The following is a 16,297-nucleotide window of genomic DNA, read 5'->3' on the forward strand; positions in this document are numbered from 1 at the left end:
CCCAACGCTCGCGCGTGCGTGGCTCCGTGTCGCGGTTGATTGGAGAGTTTGCCATGGAAGCGCTCCCACCACAACGGGCAAGACACTTAGCCACGTCCATGTTTCGATCTCGTTTAGGGGCTTTCACAAACCGGTGACGGGCGTTACAGTCGCAGCATCGCCGATGGGAGCGCTTCCATCGACGGAGATGCAAGTCCGAGATCGTCGGGAACCTCGTGTGCCCGGCGCACCAGCCCAAGAGGCTGACGACGGGCCAGCCCGGACACCGTCGTCAGCCATCACCCACCGGCATGGAGGGAGGTGGAACCAGAGCCACTCGCGTGGCCCGGCTCCCGCGCGACACGCACGTCAGGACGCCAATTCCGACTCGTGCGTGTGTGCACCATTCGTGGGGACGGGGGTTGCCCTCCCCCGTCCCCACACACTAAACCCCCATTGTTGACGGGAAAAGAGGCCGACGGGACAGGCGCGACACGCCGCCCGGTCGGCCTCCTTTCGCTATTCTGCCCGCCTCACCGCTCAGCTCCGCACCCCGAGCGACACCCACCCATCTACCACGGCCGCCCGCCCCGATCCGGCCCCGCAACCTGCCCGCGGGTCCGTCCACGGAGGGCGGCCGGCCACGCCTGACCTATGCTGGGAGCGCTCCCGGCCCCCAGGGTGGCCAGTCATACCGAGGAGAACCTCCATGTCGCTACTGACCCGACGGCGCCTGCTCCGCCGCGCCGCCCTCTCCGCGACCGCCGCCGGCGCGGCCCGTGCCGGGCTCGCCGGCGCCGCCGCGGCCGGGACCGCCGCGTCCACCACCGCCCTCGTCGCCGGCTGCGACGCCACGCCCGACACCGATGCCGCCCGGCGCGGCTCGCTGCGCTTCCCGACCGGCTTCGGCTGGGGCGCCGCCACCTCCGCGTACCAGATCGAAGGCGCGGCCAAAGAGGACGGACGTGGCGCATCCGTCTGGGACACCTTCAGCCACACCCCGGGACGCACCCGCAACGGCGACACCGGCGACGTGGCCGCCGACCACTACCACCGGTACGCCGAGGACCTCGACCTCATGCGCGACCTGGGGCTGCGCAGCTACCGGTTCTCCATCTCCTGGTCCCGCATCCAGGCCGACGGGTCCGGCCGGCCCAACCAGCGCGGCCTCGACTTCTACCGCCGCCTCGTCGCCGGCCTGCACGAGCGCGACATCGCCCCGATGGCCACCCTGTTCCACTGGGACCTCCCCCAGGCGCTCCAGGACGCCGGCGGCTGGGAGAACCGGGACACCGCCGAGCGCTTCGCCGAGTACGCCGACATCGTCTTCCGCGCCCTCGGTGACCAGGTGCCCGTCTGGCTGACCATCAACGAGCCCAAGACCGTCGTGCAGAACGGTTACATCTGGGGCCACCACGCGCCCGGAAAGCAGGACCCCGCCGCCGCCTACCTGGTCGCCCACCACCTCCAGCTCGCCCACGGCCTCGCCGTACGCGCGCTGCGCGCCACCGGCGCCAAGACCCGGATCGGCCCCGCGCTCAACCTGCACCCCTGCTACCCCGCCGACGACACCGCCGAGGCCGCCACGGCGACCCGCCTCTACGACGGCTACGAGAACCGGCTCTACCTGGACTCCATCCTCAAGGGCGCCTACCCGGAGGACGTGCTGGCCGACCTCGGCCCGGACAGCCGGATGGTCCGCGGCATCCACGACGGCGACCTGAAGATCATTTCCAGCCCGGTCGACCTGGTCGCCGTGCAGTACTACACGCCCATCTACGTCACCGGACAGGGCGACACGGTCAGCAGGTGGCCCACCTCGGAGGCGAGCTGGCAGCAGATCTACCCCGACGGGATGTACGACATCCTCACCCGGGTCACCCGCGACTACGGCCCGGTCCCGCTCACCATCACCGAGAACGGGCTGCCCTGCCCGGACACCCTCGCCGCGGACGGCACCGTCGACGACGCCGGCCGGATCGACTTCCTCCGCGACCACTTCGCCGCCGCCCACCGGGCGATCAGCGATGGCGTGCCGCTGGAGAGCTACCACGTCTGGTCGCTGCTGGACAACTTCGAGTGGGCCGAAGGGTTCGACCAGCGCTGGGGCCTGGTCTACGTGGACTACGCCACGCAGCGCCGGGTACTCAAGCGCAGCGCCCACTGGTACCGCACCGTCATCCGAGACAACGGACTGTAGGTCGTCCGCGGCCCGGCCGAGGCACCGCACGCCGACGGCCGGGCCGTCCCCGCTCAGCGGGGCAGCGCCTGCTGAAGCTCCGCCCGCAGCGCCGGGGTGAGCATCTCCCCCGCCTGCTTGGCCAGCCGCGCCATCTCGTAGCCGACCACACCGATGTCGGCGTCCATGCCGGCCAGCGTCGCCAGGATCGAACCGTCCCGGATCTGCATCACCAGGAAGTAGCCGCGGCCCATCTCCACCACGGTCTGCTTCACCACGTCCCCGTCGAACATCTGCGCCGCGCCGGCGGTGATGCTCATCAGACCCGAGGTCACCGCGGCGAGCTTGTCCGCGTGGTCCCGGGGCAGGTGCGCGGAGATCGCCACCAGCAGCCCGTCGGAGGACACCACCACCGCGTGCGCCACCCCCGGAACCCGCTCCGCGAACGCGTTCACCAGCCAGCTCAGGTCACGGGCCTCCTGGCTCAACGTCGTCGTCACTGTTGTTCTCTCCCTTCGCCGGGTACGCCGGTGGACGGCATGGTCATCCCGGTGGTCTCCTCGGCCTCAGCCTGCCGCACTCCACTGTAGAAGCGGGCGAGCATGCCGCCGACCGCGTCCGGGTCCGGGTCGTGGCGTGGGACCGGCGCGGCCGGGCGGGCCGGCTGGGTGAGCGCGGTCAGCTGGGCCATCGGCACCCGTACCGGAAGCCCCCGCTCGTTGGTTCCCGCCGTGATCGGCGTCGCGGCCGGCGGCGGGGTCACCCCGCGCGCCGCCGACGACGGGCCCTGGCGGCTGAACCAGCCCCCACCGCCGGCGGGTGCCCCGGCCGATGGCGACAGCACGTCCTCGGCGCGGACCGGCACCGAACGGGCCTGCCGCGGCACCGCGGGCGCGGGCCCGACCGCCGAGCCCGCCGCCGGCGCCTCCGGCCGACGGCCCGCCACCGGCAGTTCGCCCCCCGCCGGCGCGGGCAACCGCCCGACCAGCGGCGCTCCGGCCCCGGGCGGCGCGCTCAGCCGCCCGGCCGCCGCCGCAGCGACCTGCGAGGCCAGCAGCCGCGACGAGACCGGCGGGTCCAGTTCGACCGCCGGCGCCGCAGCCAGCAGCGCGGCGGGCAGCCGGACCCGGGCGGTCAGGCCCTCACGGCCGCCCCGCAACCGCACCTCGACCCCGTGCCGGGCACCCAGGTGGCTGACCACGAACAGGCCCATCCGCTCGGACGCCGCCACGTCGGCCGCCGGCGGCCGGGCCAGCACCGCGTTCGCCTCCGCCAATGCGTCCGGGCTCATCCCGAGCCCCTGGTCGACGATCTCCACCAGGGCGCCCGTCCCGTCGGCCCCCGCCCTGACCCGCACCACCGTGTCCGGGCGGGAGAAGGCGGTGGCGTTCTCCAACAGCTCCGCGAACAGGTGCACCAGGTCGGCTACCGCGTGCCCGACGACATGCACCTCACCGCCGGACTCGTGGCGGACCCGCTGGTACTGCTCGATCTCGGCGCTGGCCGCGAGCAGCACCGCGCCCAGGCCGACCGGCCGGTGCCACCGCCGGCTGGACTCCGTGCCGGCCAGCACCAGCAGGCTCTCGTCGTTACGCCGCATCCGGGCCGCGAGGTGATCGAGCCGGAACAGGTTCTCCAGCTGTTCCGGGTCGCTCTCCTCGCGTTCCAGCTCGTCCAGCAGCTCCAACTGCCGCTCGACCAGCACCTGGCTGCGCCGGGCCAGGTTGACGAACATGGCGTTGACGTTGCGCCGCATCAGCGCCTGCTCGACCGCGACGTCCACGGCGCTGCGGTGCACCGCCACGAACGCCTCCGCCAGCTCGCCGAGCTCGTCACGGGTCCGGACCACCGCCGGCGGCACCTCGATCGCCCCCACCGGGCGGTCCAGCACCCGCAGCCGCTCCAGGGTGTGCGGCAGGTCGACCTGCGCGATCCGCAACGCCTGGCCGCGCAGCAGCCGGATCGAACGGGCGACGGAACGGCCGACGAGCAGCGAGATCAGCACCGCGACGAGCAGCACCGCCACGATGCCGCCGACCACCAGCAGGGTGTTCCGCAGCTGTCGGGCACTGGCCTCGTCGGCCCGGCGTACGGCGTCGTCGAGCACCTCGCTCTCCAGCTGGCGCAACAGCTCGTGCCGCTGCTCGCTGGCCGCCCACCACTGCGGCGCGGGCAACACCGCCGGCTTGCCCGTGGCGGTGGGCAGCGTCCGCTCCTCCAGCGCGGCGGCCGACCCGAACGCCGGCAGCCGCGAGATCTGGTCGTAGCGGTCGACCTGACTGGCGGTCGCGGTGGCCCGGAACGCGCCCAACGCGGTGAGCTGCTGCGCCCGCAGGTCGGTCAGGGTGGCCTGGTCGTCGACCTCGTACCGGCCGGCGCGGGCCGCCGCGTACAACTCGGCCCGGATCCGGGAGGAGAACTCCTTGACCCGGGACAGGTGCACGTTCCGCAGCACCGCGTCGGTGAGGGCCCGCTGACCGTCGCCGGGTGACGGCTGGGCCAGCAGGTTGAGCAGGGTGGTGATGGCCCGGTGGTAGTTGCTCACGATGGTGTCGCTGCTGAGCACCGCCGGCGGAATCGCCGAACGGATGTAGACGACCTGCTCGTACGCCTCCAGAACCTGCGCGTACGAGACCCGCCAGGCGGCGTCGGCGTCGGCGAGCGGCTCGGCCGCCGTACGCAGCTCGGCCACCGCCTGATCGGTGGCGGCCTGCAACGGCTTCAGCGTCGCGACCGCCGCGTCGCGGTCGGCGCTGCCGCCCGACCGGCGCAGCGCGGCCAGCTCCCCGGCGGAGCGGTCCCGCTCCTGCTGCAACCGGTCCACCACCGCGGTGATCTGCCGGCCGATGCCGACCTGCCTGGCGAAGTCGTTCAACGCGTTCGTCTGCCCCACCAGCCCCCGGGCCTGCACCCCGGCCAGCACCAGGAACGCCAGCGACGGGATGACCAGCACGGTGGCGAGCTTGGTGCCCATCCGCCAGTCCCGCAGCCGCAGAACCGAGCGCCGCCGGTGCGGCACCACCCGATCGCCGGAACGGCGCGGTCGCCCGCCCGCCACGCGAGCCGGGTCGGGACCTGCCCCCACGCGAACGCCTCCTCGGTCCCTCGACTCCGCCACGGCGGTGGCGCAGTCCATCCAACCAGGCCGGTGGACGGTGTCAACGGGCCGACCGGTCGCGCGACCAGGAAGGTCAGCGCGGCCCGGCGTCGCCTACCGTTTTCGGCGCGTCCGCCTCGTCCAACCGGCCGATCCCGCCGAGCTGCGCCGCGTCGCCGACCCGGCCCAGCGCCACCAGAGCCGCACCGGTCGCGCCGACCTCCGGATTGCGCTGGTGGCGCACCACGCGCGGAGCAAGAACGCTGGCGAACGCCGTACGCCACCAGGCGGAGGCGGCGATCGCGCCGCCCCCGAGCACCACCTCGGTCGGCTGGTCGAGACCGGACTCCAGCACCGCGAGATCGTCCGCGACCTGCCGGCACAGGCTGGTCATCAGCCCGGCGAGCATGTCGACGGCCGTGGTGCCGAAGCTCAGCCCGTGCAGTTCGCCGCAGCCGGCGGGCGCGAGGCCCGGCGGCCGGTCGCCGCCGAACCGGACGTTGGCCCGCACCCGCAGGCCCTCGGCCGCCCGAGCCAGGGCCGCCTCCAACTCGGCGCCCTCGGGCAGGCGCAACTCCCGGTTGGCCCAGGCGAACAGGTTCCCCCCGCTGGAGTACGCCGCTCCGGTCACCACGTGCTCGTGGTCGACCCGGTAGCGCCACAACCGGTCGGGCAGCGGCGGCAGCGCCGCCCCGGCGGGAGCCGCCCGCAGGAGGCGCACCGCGGCGGAGGTGCCGACCGTCACCGCGGCCCGGGACGCGTCGACGCAGCCGGAACCGACGTTGGAGGCCGCACCGTCACCCACCGGGGCGGCCCAGCCGGCGTCGGCGAGCTGCGGCCAGCGCCGGGCGTGCTCACGGCGCAGCCGGCCGCGCCAGCGTGGTGGCGCCAGCACCGGCAGATCCGCGGGAAGCGCCCCGGCCAGCTCGCACGCCTCGGCGTCCCAGCTCACCTCGCACAGGTCGAGCAGCCCGGTACCCGAGGCCATCGACACCGACATCGGCGCCTCGTCGAGCAGCGCGCCGAAGACGTACTCGGCGAGCCCGACGAAGCGAACCGCGCGCCCACCGGTCCGCTCCCGCAGCCAGGGCAGCCGGACCGTCCAGAAACAACGGTGCCACCACGCACCGGTGCGCTGGTGGAACGCGTCGGGATCGGCCGGCCCCGGGGCGCCGACCGGGGGCTCCGGCCGGGTGTCCAGCCAGGTCAGCACCGGGCCCAGCGGCTCGCCGTCGCCGCCCAGCGGCAGCACCGAGTGCCACTGGGCCGACGTCGCGACCAGCTCGATGTCGCGCAGGTGGCCACCGGCGGCCAACTCGTCCAGGCACTCCATCAGGCAGGCGAGATAGCCGGCGGCCTCCAACGTGCCGGTGCCGTCGTCGCCGATGGCCGGGTGCACCCGCCGACGGGCCAGCGCGCCGGCAACCGGACCGGCGTCCGCGTCCAGCACGAGTCCCCGTACCGAGGAGGTGCCCAGGTCGAGCGCGAGAATGGCCATCGCCGTCAATCTACCCGCCGGGGGTGGCGCCGAAGCCAAGATCCGCGACCGCCGGGCACCCGTTCCGGGCGATCCGGTTCCCCGCCGCCACGCCATCGCGTACAGTGATCGCCATGCCCGCGCACCTGTCCTCCTGGTGGCCCGCCGACCCGGCGGCCCACCCCCGCGCGTAGCTTCCCCACGCGGCCGCCCGACGAGGCGGCCGCCGGTCTCTCCCCGGCACCCCGGGTCGCCCAGTCGGCGGCCACCGGCCACCGAGGAGACCCGATGACCAGCCCGCACGACCCGCTCGCCGCCGTCGCCGCCGGTGTCGACCCCGGCCCGTTCGCGCTCATCCGCCGCGAGGGCGCCGACCACCTCGACCTGCTCACCGGCACCGTACGCACCGCCGCACGGCTGGCCGACATCCCGCTGCCCGAGGGCGGTCCCGGACCCCGCACCCTGGCCCTGGTGCCGTTCCGGCAGATAGCCGAACGCGGGTTCGCCTGCGTCGACGACGGCACGCCGCTGGAGTGCCTGCTCGTCGAGGGGCACCGGCGCCTCCCCCTCGCCGAGGTGGTGGCCGCCCTGCCCGACGCGCCCGTACGCACCCGGGAGGCGGCGTTCGACATCTCCGACGCCGAGTACGCCGCGACCGTCGACCGGGTCCTCGCCGAGGAGATCAGCCGCGGCGAGGGCGCGAACTTCGTCATCCACCGCACCCTGCGGGCCACCGTGCAGGGCGACCCCCTGACGGCGGCCCTGGCCGCCCTGCGCCAGCTGCTGCTGCGCGAGCGGGGCGCGTACTGGACCTTCGTCGTGTACACCGGCAGCCGGATCCTGGTCGGGGCCAGCCCGGAACGGCACGTCAGCGTCGACGACGGGCTGGTCATGATGAACCCGATCAGCGGCACCTTCCGGCACACCGGCGCGACACCCGACCCCGACGCCCTGCTGCGCTTCCTGCACGACCCGAAGGAGGTCGAGGAGCTGTACATGGTCCTCGACGAGGAGCTGAAGATGATGGCCACCGTCGCCGAGCGCGGCGGCCAGGTCGTCGGCCCCTACCTCAAGGAGATGGCGCACCTGGCGCACACCGAGTACCTGCTCGCCGGGCGGGGCTCCCGCGACGTCCGGGAGGTGCTGCGGGAAACCATGTTCGCCCCCACCGTCACCGGAAGCCCGATGGAGAACGCCTGCCGGGTGATCGCCCGCCACGAGCGCACCGGCCGCCGCTACTACGCCGGGGTGCTCGCCCTGCTCGGCCGCGACGCCGACGGCCGGCAGACCCTCGACGCGCCGATCCTGATCCGTACCGCGGAGTTGTCCCCCACCGGCGAGCTGCGGGTCCCGGTCGGGGCGACCCTGGTCCGGCACTCGACCACCGCCGGTGAGGTGGCCGAAACCCACGCCAAGGCGGCCGGGGTGCTGGCCGCGCTCGGCCTCGGCCCGGACGCGCCCGAACCGGGCCCCACCCCCGCCGCCCGGCTCGCCGACGACCCGCGGGTACGCGCCGCGCTCGCCGCCCGCAACGCGCCGCTGGCCCGGTTCTGGCTGGACCAACGCGCCCCCGGCACCGCGGCGCTACCCGGGCTGGCCGGTCGCCGCGCCCTGATCGTCGACGGCGAGGACACCTTCACCGGAATGCTCGCCCACCAGCTCGGCGCCCTCGGCCTGGCCGTGCACCGCCGCGACTGGCGACACCCCGGCCCGGTCGACCGGCACGACCTGGTGGTGGTCGGCCCCGGCCCGGGCGACCCGAACAACCTGGCCGAGCCGAAGATGGCGGCGATGCGGGCGCTGCTGGTCGAGCTGCTGGCCGGCGGCCGGCCGACCCTCGCGGTCTGCCTCGGCCACCAACTGCTCGCCGGGCTGCTCGGGCTGCCGCTGCGCCGCCGGGACGCGCCCTACCAGGGGCTGCAACGGGACGTGCCGGTGTTCGGCGTGACCCGCCGGGTCGGCTTCTACTCCAGCTTCACCGCCCACGCCGAGGCGGACCGGGCGGCCACCCCGTACGGCCCGATCGAGCTGTCCCGGGATCCGGCCGACGGCGCGGTGCACGCGCTGCGCGGGTCCGGCTTCGCCGGCGTGCAGTTCCACCCCGAGTCGGTGCTCAGCCCCGACGGCCTGGCCGTGCTCGCGGACCTGCTCGGTCACCTGCTCGCCCACCCGGCGCTGACCAGGCAGGGACCGGCCGAGCAGGGGTAGGTCGGCCGGCGACCGGTGGTCGGGAGTTACGCCCGGCCACCGGGCCGGCTCGGCTCAGCCGGCCCGGCCCCGCCGCAGCGCGGCACCGATCTGCACCGCCCGCCTCGCGGTCAGCGCGGTGGCCCCCAGGGCCAGGTGGTCCGGGGCGATCTCCCCGTTGTTGCTGGTGTGCGAGGCACCGTACGGGTTGCCGGCGACGAACTGGCTGGGGTCGGTGTAGCCGGGGGTGACCACGATGCCGCCCCAGTGGTAGACGACCGTGAACAGCGACAACAAGGTCGCCTCCTGACCGCCGTGCGAGGTGGCCGTCGAGGTGAAGGCGCTGTAGACCTTGTCGGCCAGCGCGCCCTGGGCCCACAACGGGCCGGTGGTGTCGATGAACTGCTTGAGCTGCGCGGCGATCATGCCGTACCGGGTGGGGGAACCGAAGATCACCACGTCGGCCCAGACCAGGTCGTCCGGCTGGGCCTCCGGCACGTTCTGGGTCTCCAGGCGGTGCGCCTCCCAACCCGAGTTGGACCGGATCGCCTCGTCCGGGGCCAGCTCACGCACCTTGCGCAGGCGCACCTCGGCCCCGGCCTCCGCCGCCGCCTCACACGCCGCCTGCGCCATCTGGTACGTGATGCCGGTCGCACTGTAGTAGATCACCGCGACCTTGACCTGGCCAGCCATCAGACGTGTCCTCCTCGCGTCTCGGGTCGGCGGGGACTACCCCCTGCCCGTCGGGACAAACGCCGCAGACCCGCCGGCACAGGGCCGCGAACCGACCCCGCGCACCCCCTGCCCAGGCTCAAGGTTTACGCAAATTCCCTGCCGGTCCGCCGCACCCGACCCGGACACCGGGGATCCTGGACGCACCGGGTTCAGGCCGGCCCGCCGGCTGACACCGGAAACCTGAACGGGGGATCGCGCTCGGCCGGCAGCGCGGCTGGCGAGCGCGATCAGGGCTTTCCGCTCCTACCCCTCCTATTCGTCCGAATTTCCCGGCATGTCGACCGCCCCGGCGGGGATCCTCTCCATGACCCGTGAGAGGAAGGACGAACCATGCGACTGACCGAACAGCAGATCCGCTCGCTGTACGGGCAGGACGTCCAGGACCGTTCGGGCGCGACGATCGGCAGCGTGGGTCAGGTCTGGGCCGACGCCGCCGGCGAGCCCACCTGGGTCAGCGTGCGCACCGGAGTCCCCGGCGGTCTCGAGGCGATGGCCCCACTGCACACGGCACGGTTGCAGGCGGGCCGGGTGCAGATGCCGTACGACAGATCCACCGTCCGCACCGCCCCGGCCGTGGACAGCGGCACCGACCAGCCGCTGGGCGTGGACCAGCTCACCCAGCTCTACCGCCACTACCAGCTGCCCGCCCCGCAACCGGAACAGCCGCCGCGGACGACGGCCCCGCCGGAGCTGATCCGCTCCGAGGAACGGCTGCGCGTCGGCACCCAGAGCGAACCGGTCGGCACCGCGCGGCTACGCAAGCGGGTGGTGACCGAGAACGTGCACACCTCCGTACCGGTCGAGCACGACGAGGTGAGCGTCGTCCGGGAGCCGATCACCGCGACCGACCGGGCCGACGTCCCGCCCGGTATCGGCGAGGACGAGCGCGAACTGGTGCTGCACGCCGAACACCCGGTGGCGGTCAAGGAGCGGGTCCCGGTCGAACGGGTCCGGCTGACCAGCCACGAGGTCGTCGAGCAACGGCCGGTCAACGCGCAGGTCCAACGCGAGGTGATCGACACCGACGTGCCGGAGCAGCCGCCCCGCGCCGGCTGACCGGCGACATCCCGGGTGGGCGGGCACGACCGCCCACCCGGTCACGTCCGGCGAAAACGTCGGCGGGCGCGCCTATGCTGACCGTCCACCAACAGACGGGAGGCCGCCGTGCCCGTACGGCTCACCGACGCCGAGGCGCTGGCACTGCGGATGACCAGCCTGCTGCTGCGCCCACACCCGCACGCCCGCCCCGACAGCGTGGCCGGCATCGTCGAATGGTTCGGCGCCATGCAGGCCCAGGACGCGGCCAGCGGCCTGTGGTCGCTCGGCGTACGCCTGCCCGGACGCACCCAGACCGACGTGCAGGCCGCGCTGGAACGCCGGGAGGCACTGCGGACCTGGCCGATGCGCGGCACCATCCACCTGGTGCCGTCCCGCGACGCCCGCTGGATGCTGGCGGTGACCGGCGTACGCGTCCTCTCCGCCGCCGCCACCCGCCGCACCCAACTCGGACTCACCGAAGCCGACACGGAACGGGCCGTCGACGTGCTCGGCGACGCGCTGACCGGCGGCCGCCGCCTCACCCGCGCCCAGTGCCTGGCCACCCTCAACGCCGCCGGCATCGACACCGCCGGGCAGCGCGGCTACCACCTGCTGTCGTACGCCGCACACCGAGGCGTCATCTGCATCGCCCCCCACCTCGGCACCGAGCAGACCTTCACTCTGCTCGACGAGTGGGTGCCCGATCCGCACCGCCCCGATCGCGACGAGGCGCTCGGCCTGCTCGCGCTACGGTACGTGCGCAGCCACGGCCCGGTCACCCGGCACGACCTCGCCCGCTGGACCGGCCTGACCGTCGCCGACGCCACGCGCGGCATCACGGTGGCCGGCGACGCCCTCGCCACGGTGGAGGTCGACGGCACCACGGCGGTGGTCGACGCCGCCCTGCTCGACGCACCCCGCGAGCCGGTCGACGACGTGCACACACTGCCTGGCTTCGACGAGTACCTGCTCGGTTACAAGGACCGCACGCCGATGCTCGACCCGGCGCACGCCGCGGCCGTGGTCCCCGGCGGGAACGGCGTCTTCCAGGCGACCGTGGTCCGTGGCGGCCGGGTGGTCGGCACCTGGAAGCGGACGATCGGCAAGACCGGCGTCACGGTGACCGTGCAGCCGCTGGCGCCGTTCGACACCGCGCTGCGGGCCCGCGTCGACTCGGCCCTCGCCGACTACGCCCGCTTCCTGGGCCGGCCGCTGCGTCGGTGACCAGGGCCCCGGGGTGCCGGGGCGACACCGGCAGCGACCGCCCACGGGCTGTCGCGGGCCCGACTCCGGCTCGCGGACCTCATCGCCGAGCCGCCTGTGGAACCCCCGACGGTGGGCCGTCGTCTCACCCGCACCGACACGGGTACGTGGGCATGACGCTACGGGAAGTGGTGGGCTGCGTGGATGTCCCTGCTCTTCGGACAGTGACCCCGTCCGGCCCCGGCAGGCCCGTCGGGTCGTGTCCTTGCCGCTCGTCGTACGGGTGTGTCAGCATGCCTCGGTGCGTCCGCTGAGACTCGTCGAAACGACCCCTGGTAACTACTCCTTGCTGCTTGACGCGGGGACGACCACGGTGGACGAGGTGATCGAGGAGCTGGGGCACGAACCCAACGGATATTTCTGGGAAGGCGTGGCGCAGCTGCTGGTCAGCACCGAGGCGCCCGACCTGGCAGCCCGGTTCGACTACGACCCCGAGGGCGGGATGTTCTGCGCCTACGGCACGGACCGACCGGCGCTGGAAGAGCTGGCCGCGCGGATGGCGGCGGTCGCCACCGACGCCGACCGCGTACGCCAACTGGTGGCGACCGCCGCCGCCAACGGGTTCGAGTTCGACGACTGACCCGCCCCGATGACGTTCTGGGTCCACTACGTGTTGCCGCCCGACGCGGCCGGCAACGGAGTGGCCCTGCCCTCCGGGGACGAGGTCATCGGCTTCGCGGTGACGGTCGACGTCGACGCAGGTGATCGGACGGTCGATTTCTCCATCGCCACGGTCGGCGACGGATACCAGATCGCCACCGATATCAACTGCACCTCGGTGTTGCGCGGGCAGGCCGAGGAGGTCGCCGCCACCCGGGCCGTGGACGCGTGGGTGCTCGATTTCGCCGGCCGGGCTGTTCGGGTCCACGAGCTGCTGTTGCACCGCTGGTATGAGGTCTGTTCGGAGTCCCATCGGGCGTCGATCGAGGCGATGCAACGATGGCTGACAGCTCAGGACCCGGCACGGGATTACTGGGCGCCGCTACGGCGGGACGGCCGGTCGTAGCGCATCTGCTCGCGCTCGTCGCCATCGTGGCGCTCCGGGGAACGGAGCCGCACGATCGACCCGAGATCCTGCGGGCCCTCGCGGTATTCGCACAGGCGACCCTGCGGGGCTTCACCTCGTTGCGGCGTCGTCGTAGCGGGCAGGCTCGTGACTGAGTGTTGGCGCACGCAGGCCCGGCGGCCTTGCCGGAGGAGCCGAGCTGGCCTGGCATCCGCGACGGCCGCGCCGCGCCCGGCCGGCCGGTCACCGGCTGGCGCCACCCCCACATGCCTGACTAAAGTCAGGCATGTGGATTCGGAGCTCGTCGCCGCGGTACGGCGGTTCAACCGGACGGTCACCCAGCGGGTGGGGGCGCTCGACGACGAATACATGACCCGCGGACGCCCGCTCGCGCAGGCACGTCTGCTGTGGGAGATCGGCCCCGGCGGCGCCGAGGTCGCGGCGCTGCGGGCCCGGCTCGGGCTGGACTCGGGGTACCTGAGCCGGCTGTTGCGCACCCTGGAAGGCGACGGGCTCGTCACCGTCGGCCCGGCCGATCAGGCCGGCGGCGACGGCCGGGTACGCGTCGCGACGCTCACCGAGGCCGGGCAGGCCAAGTGGGTCGAGCTCGACAAGCGCTCCGACGAGTTCGCCTGGTCGATCCTCGAACCGCTCACCGAGCGACGCCGCGAACGGCTCGCCGCGGCGATGGCCGAGGTCGAACGGCTGCTCGTCTCGTCGATGGTCGTCATCGAACCGTGCCCACCGAGCGACCCCCGGGCCCGGGCGTGCGTGCGGGCCTACGCTCGCGATGTCACGCGACGGTTCGACGACGGGTTCGACCCGGCGCTGAGCAACCCGGTCCACGACGAGGAACTCGTTCCGCCCGCCGGCGTGTTCCTGCTCGCCACCCTCAACGCCGAACCCGTTGCCTGCGGCGCGGTCAAGCTCCACCGCGACGCGCCCGCCGAGATCAAACGGGTCTGGGTGGCGGAGACCGTACGCGGACTCGGGATCGGGCGACGGATGCTGGGCGAGCTGGAACGGTACGCCGCCGAGCGGGGCTGGACCGCCGTCCGGCTGGACACCAATCGCAACCTCACCGAGGCGGTCGCGATGTACCGCTCGGCCGGCTATCACGAGATCGAGGCGTACAACACCGAGCACTATGCCCACCACTGGTTCGAGAAGCACCTCGCGATGGAGTCAGACTGAATGGTTACGCGCAGACACGAGGACGAGAAGCTCGTCGGTGACCTCATCGAGCGATGGGCGGCCGCGATCCGTAACGGCGACCTGGTCGGCGTACTCGCCGACCACGCCGAAAACATCGTGATGTTCGACGTGCCGCCGCCGCAGGAGGGCGTGCGGGGCATCGACGCCTACCGCGAGGCGTGGCCGCCGTTCTTCCGCTGGCTAGACGGCGGGGCGGTCTTCGAGATCGTCCGGCTCGAGGTGACCGCCGGGGCCGACGTGGCGTTCGCCCACGCGCTGCTGCGCTGCGGCGAGCCGGAGCACCTCTCCCAGCACCCCGAGCACCGGCTACGGATCACCTTCGGGCTCCGCAAGGAGGGCGGACGGTGGGTGGTCGCGCACGAGCACCACTCGTTCCCGCTCCTCGATGCCGCGGGGCCGCCGGCGGTCACCTGAGTCGGTCTGTCACCGGGCCAGGTCGGCCGGGGTGTCCAGGTCGGCCGGGGACCCCTCGCAGGGCACCCGGGTGACCAGGTCGGGCCGGGCCCGCAGGAAGTCGCGGGCACCCCGGTCCCCCGTCGCGTAGGGCGGAAGCAGCGGCCAGGTGGCGCGGCCGAGCAGCACCGGGTGGCCGGGCCGGCCGGCGTACGCGGCGACCGCGACGACGGCGCCGGCCGCGTACGCCGCACGGACCCGACGCACCGCGGCGGGGGTCAGCCAGGGCTGGTCGACGAGCACCACCACGGCCGCGTCGACGCTGCTCGGCAGCGAGTCCAGGCCCCGCAGCAGCGAGCCGCCGAGGCCGTCGCGCCAGCGCGGGTTGACCACCGGAACCGCGCCGGGCAGCGTGGGAAGCCGATCGGCGCCGGCACCGACCACGGCGTGCACCGGGTCGCAGCCCCCGGCCCGCAGCAGCCGGACGGCCCGCCGGACCAGCGGCTCACCGTCCCACTCGACGAGCGCCTTCGGCCGGCCGAGCCGGCGTCCGGCTCCGGCGGCGAGCACCAGCCCGGCCACCGTCACCGCGCCGCCGCCTCGGGCACGCCGGCCGGGTGGGCGGCGTGGATGGGGCCGGTCAGCCCGGACAGCGGCCGGCCGGTGCCGCCGTGCCGCCAGGCCACCACCTCCGCGGCGATCGCCAGCGCCGTCTCGGCCGGACCGCGTCCGCCGAGGTCCAGTCCGGCCGGCGCGCGCAGCCGCGCCAGCTGCGCCTCGGGTACGCCGTCGGCGCGTAGCCGGGTCAGGCGGGCCGCGTGCGCGGCGCGGCTGCCGAGCACGGCGAGGTAGCCGGCCGGGGTGCCCAGCGCCGTACGCAGCAGCGGGAGCTCGTAGCGGGGGTCGTGGCCGAGCAGGCAGAGCACCGTGTCCGCGGCGACCGGGGTGGCGGCGAGCAGGCGGTGCGGCCAGGCTCGGTGCACCTCGTGCGCGTCGGGCATCCGCCCGACGGTGGCGAACGCGGGTCGCGGGTCGCAGACGACGACCCGGTAGCCCAGGTCGGCCCCGATTCGGGCGAGCGCCGCAGCGACGGCGGTGGCACCGAACAGGAGCATCCGCGGCGCGGCCGCCGACACCTGGAACAGCACCCGCACGCCGGGGCGTTCGCCGTACCGCAGCAGCACCGCGCCGGCCGGCAGCCCGGCCGCCCGGTCGACGGCCCAGCGGTCCAGGTCGACTGTGCCGAGCGTGCCCTCGGCCCGGTCCCGCCCGATGATCAGCTCGGCGGCGAACGGTGCCCGGCCCCCGACCACGGTCGCCACGACGGCCGGGTCGGGCCCGGCGAGCGCGGCCAGGGAGCGTGCCGCCGGTCCGTCGGCGGCCACCCGGCGCAGCAGCACCTCGACGGTCCCGGCGCAGCCGGGCCGGGCCGGCCAGGGGCCGTCTCCGCCCACCCGGTAGCGGGCCAGCCGGGCCCGGCCGGTACGCAGGGTCTCGGTTGCCGCGTCGAGCACCGCCGACTCGACGCAGCCGGCCGGTACGCCCCCGCGTACCTCGCCGGTGGGGTCGACGGCGAGCAGGTCGCCGGGACTGGTGACGGTGCCCGCGCTGCTGGCCACCACGGTCGCCAGTCCGAAGGGGATGCCGCGCCGTCGCCAGTCGCGGGCCGCGGCCAGGACCTCGCGCATGCCGCTCCACCGATCACCAGGGTCGGGCTTCTGCCCGTAT

At 74.2% G+C, this 16,297-nt stretch carries 13 protein-coding genes and 1 pseudogene; 8 read left to right on the forward strand and 6 right to left on the reverse strand.

Features of this window, described 5'->3' with window-relative positions; genetic code table 11:
• Positions 1-688: 688 nt before the first annotated feature.
• Positions 689-2,179, forward strand: a complete 1,491-nt coding sequence (locus tag GA0070604_RS21225; RefSeq protein ID WP_091121227.1) for a GH1 family beta-glucosidase — start codon at positions 689-691, stop codon at positions 2,177-2,179.
• A gap of 53 nt (positions 2,180-2,232) precedes the next feature.
• Here the strand turns inward: GA0070604_RS21225 and GA0070604_RS21230 are convergent, their stop codons facing one another.
• The 3 genes from GA0070604_RS21230 to GA0070604_RS21240 form a co-directional block, all read right to left on the reverse strand.
• Positions 2,233-2,658 (reverse strand): roadblock/LC7 domain-containing protein, encoded by a 426-nt coding sequence (locus GA0070604_RS21230; RefSeq protein WP_091121231.1) that lies wholly within the window; start codon positions 2,656-2,658, stop codon positions 2,233-2,235.
• Positions 2,655-5,243, reverse strand: coding sequence for a sensor histidine kinase (locus GA0070604_RS21235; protein WP_091121235.1), 2,589 nt, complete (start codon positions 5,241-5,243; stop codon positions 2,655-2,657). Before GA0070604_RS21235 ends, GA0070604_RS21230 begins: the two co-directional genes overlap by 4 nt.
• Before the next feature lie 106 nt (positions 5,244-5,349).
• Complete coding sequence (locus GA0070604_RS21240; RefSeq protein ID WP_091121239.1) at positions 5,350-6,753, reverse strand: FGGY family carbohydrate kinase; 1,404 nt, start codon at positions 6,751-6,753, stop codon at positions 5,350-5,352.
• Positions 6,754-7,020: 267 nt separating this feature from the next.
• Here GA0070604_RS21240 and GA0070604_RS21245 point away from each other — a divergent pair, with 267 nt between their 5' ends.
• Positions 7,021-8,940: a chorismate-binding protein gene (locus tag GA0070604_RS21245; RefSeq protein WP_091121243.1), complete on the forward strand. Its 1,920-nt coding sequence runs from the start codon at positions 7,021-7,023 to the stop codon at positions 8,938-8,940.
• Between the two features lie 54 nt (positions 8,941-8,994).
• Here the strand turns inward: GA0070604_RS21245 and wrbA are convergent, their stop codons facing one another.
• The gene (gene wrbA / locus GA0070604_RS21250; RefSeq protein ID WP_091121247.1) at positions 8,995-9,612 is read right to left on the reverse strand and encodes an NAD(P)H:quinone oxidoreductase; all 618 of its coding nucleotides are present in this window, start codon (positions 9,610-9,612) and stop codon (positions 8,995-8,997) included.
• A gap of 372 nt (positions 9,613-9,984) precedes the next feature.
• Between wrbA and GA0070604_RS21255 the strand changes: the two genes are divergently transcribed.
• The 6 genes and pseudogenes from GA0070604_RS21255 to GA0070604_RS21280 form a co-directional block, all read left to right on the forward strand.
• Complete coding sequence (locus GA0070604_RS21255) at positions 9,985-10,710, forward strand: YsnF/AvaK domain-containing protein (protein ID WP_091121249.1); 726 nt, start codon at positions 9,985-9,987, stop codon at positions 10,708-10,710.
• A 108-nt stretch (positions 10,711-10,818) separates the two neighbouring features.
• Positions 10,819-11,916 (forward strand): winged helix DNA-binding domain-containing protein, encoded by a 1,098-nt coding sequence (locus GA0070604_RS21260; protein WP_091121253.1) that lies wholly within the window; start codon positions 10,819-10,821, stop codon positions 11,914-11,916.
• Between the two features lie 280 nt (positions 11,917-12,196).
• Positions 12,197-12,535: an Imm51 family immunity protein gene (locus tag GA0070604_RS21265; protein ID WP_091127307.1), complete on the forward strand. Its 339-nt coding sequence runs from the start codon at positions 12,197-12,199 to the stop codon at positions 12,533-12,535.
• A 9-nt stretch (positions 12,536-12,544) separates the two neighbouring features.
• Entirely contained in the window at positions 12,545-12,961 is a 417-nt protein-coding gene (locus GA0070604_RS21270; RefSeq protein WP_091121256.1) for a hypothetical protein, read from the forward strand.
• A gap of 288 nt (positions 12,962-13,249) precedes the next feature.
• Complete coding sequence (locus GA0070604_RS21275; protein WP_091121260.1) at positions 13,250-14,155, forward strand: bifunctional helix-turn-helix transcriptional regulator/GNAT family N-acetyltransferase; 906 nt, start codon at positions 13,250-13,252, stop codon at positions 14,153-14,155.
• Positions 14,156-14,557: pseudogene (locus GA0070604_RS21280) on the forward strand (YybH family protein); the annotation flags it as partial.
• Between the two features lie 42 nt (positions 14,558-14,599).
• Here the strand turns inward: GA0070604_RS21280 and GA0070604_RS21285 are convergent.
• Entirely contained in the window at positions 14,600-15,157 is a 558-nt protein-coding gene (locus GA0070604_RS21285) for a nucleotidyltransferase family protein (RefSeq protein ID WP_091121267.1), read from the reverse strand.
• Positions 15,154-16,257 carry an XdhC family protein gene (locus GA0070604_RS21290; protein ID WP_091121269.1) on the reverse strand — a complete coding sequence of 368 codons (1,104 nt, stop codon included), beginning with the start codon at positions 16,255-16,257 and terminating at the stop codon, positions 15,154-15,156. Before GA0070604_RS21290 ends, GA0070604_RS21285 begins: the two co-directional genes overlap by 4 nt.
• Positions 16,258-16,297 lie beyond the last annotated feature (40 nt).

This window comes from Micromonospora eburnea (genome assembly GCF_900090225.1).
In the GTDB taxonomy this organism is placed as follows: domain Bacteria; phylum Actinomycetota; class Actinomycetes; order Mycobacteriales; family Micromonosporaceae; genus Micromonospora; species Micromonospora eburnea.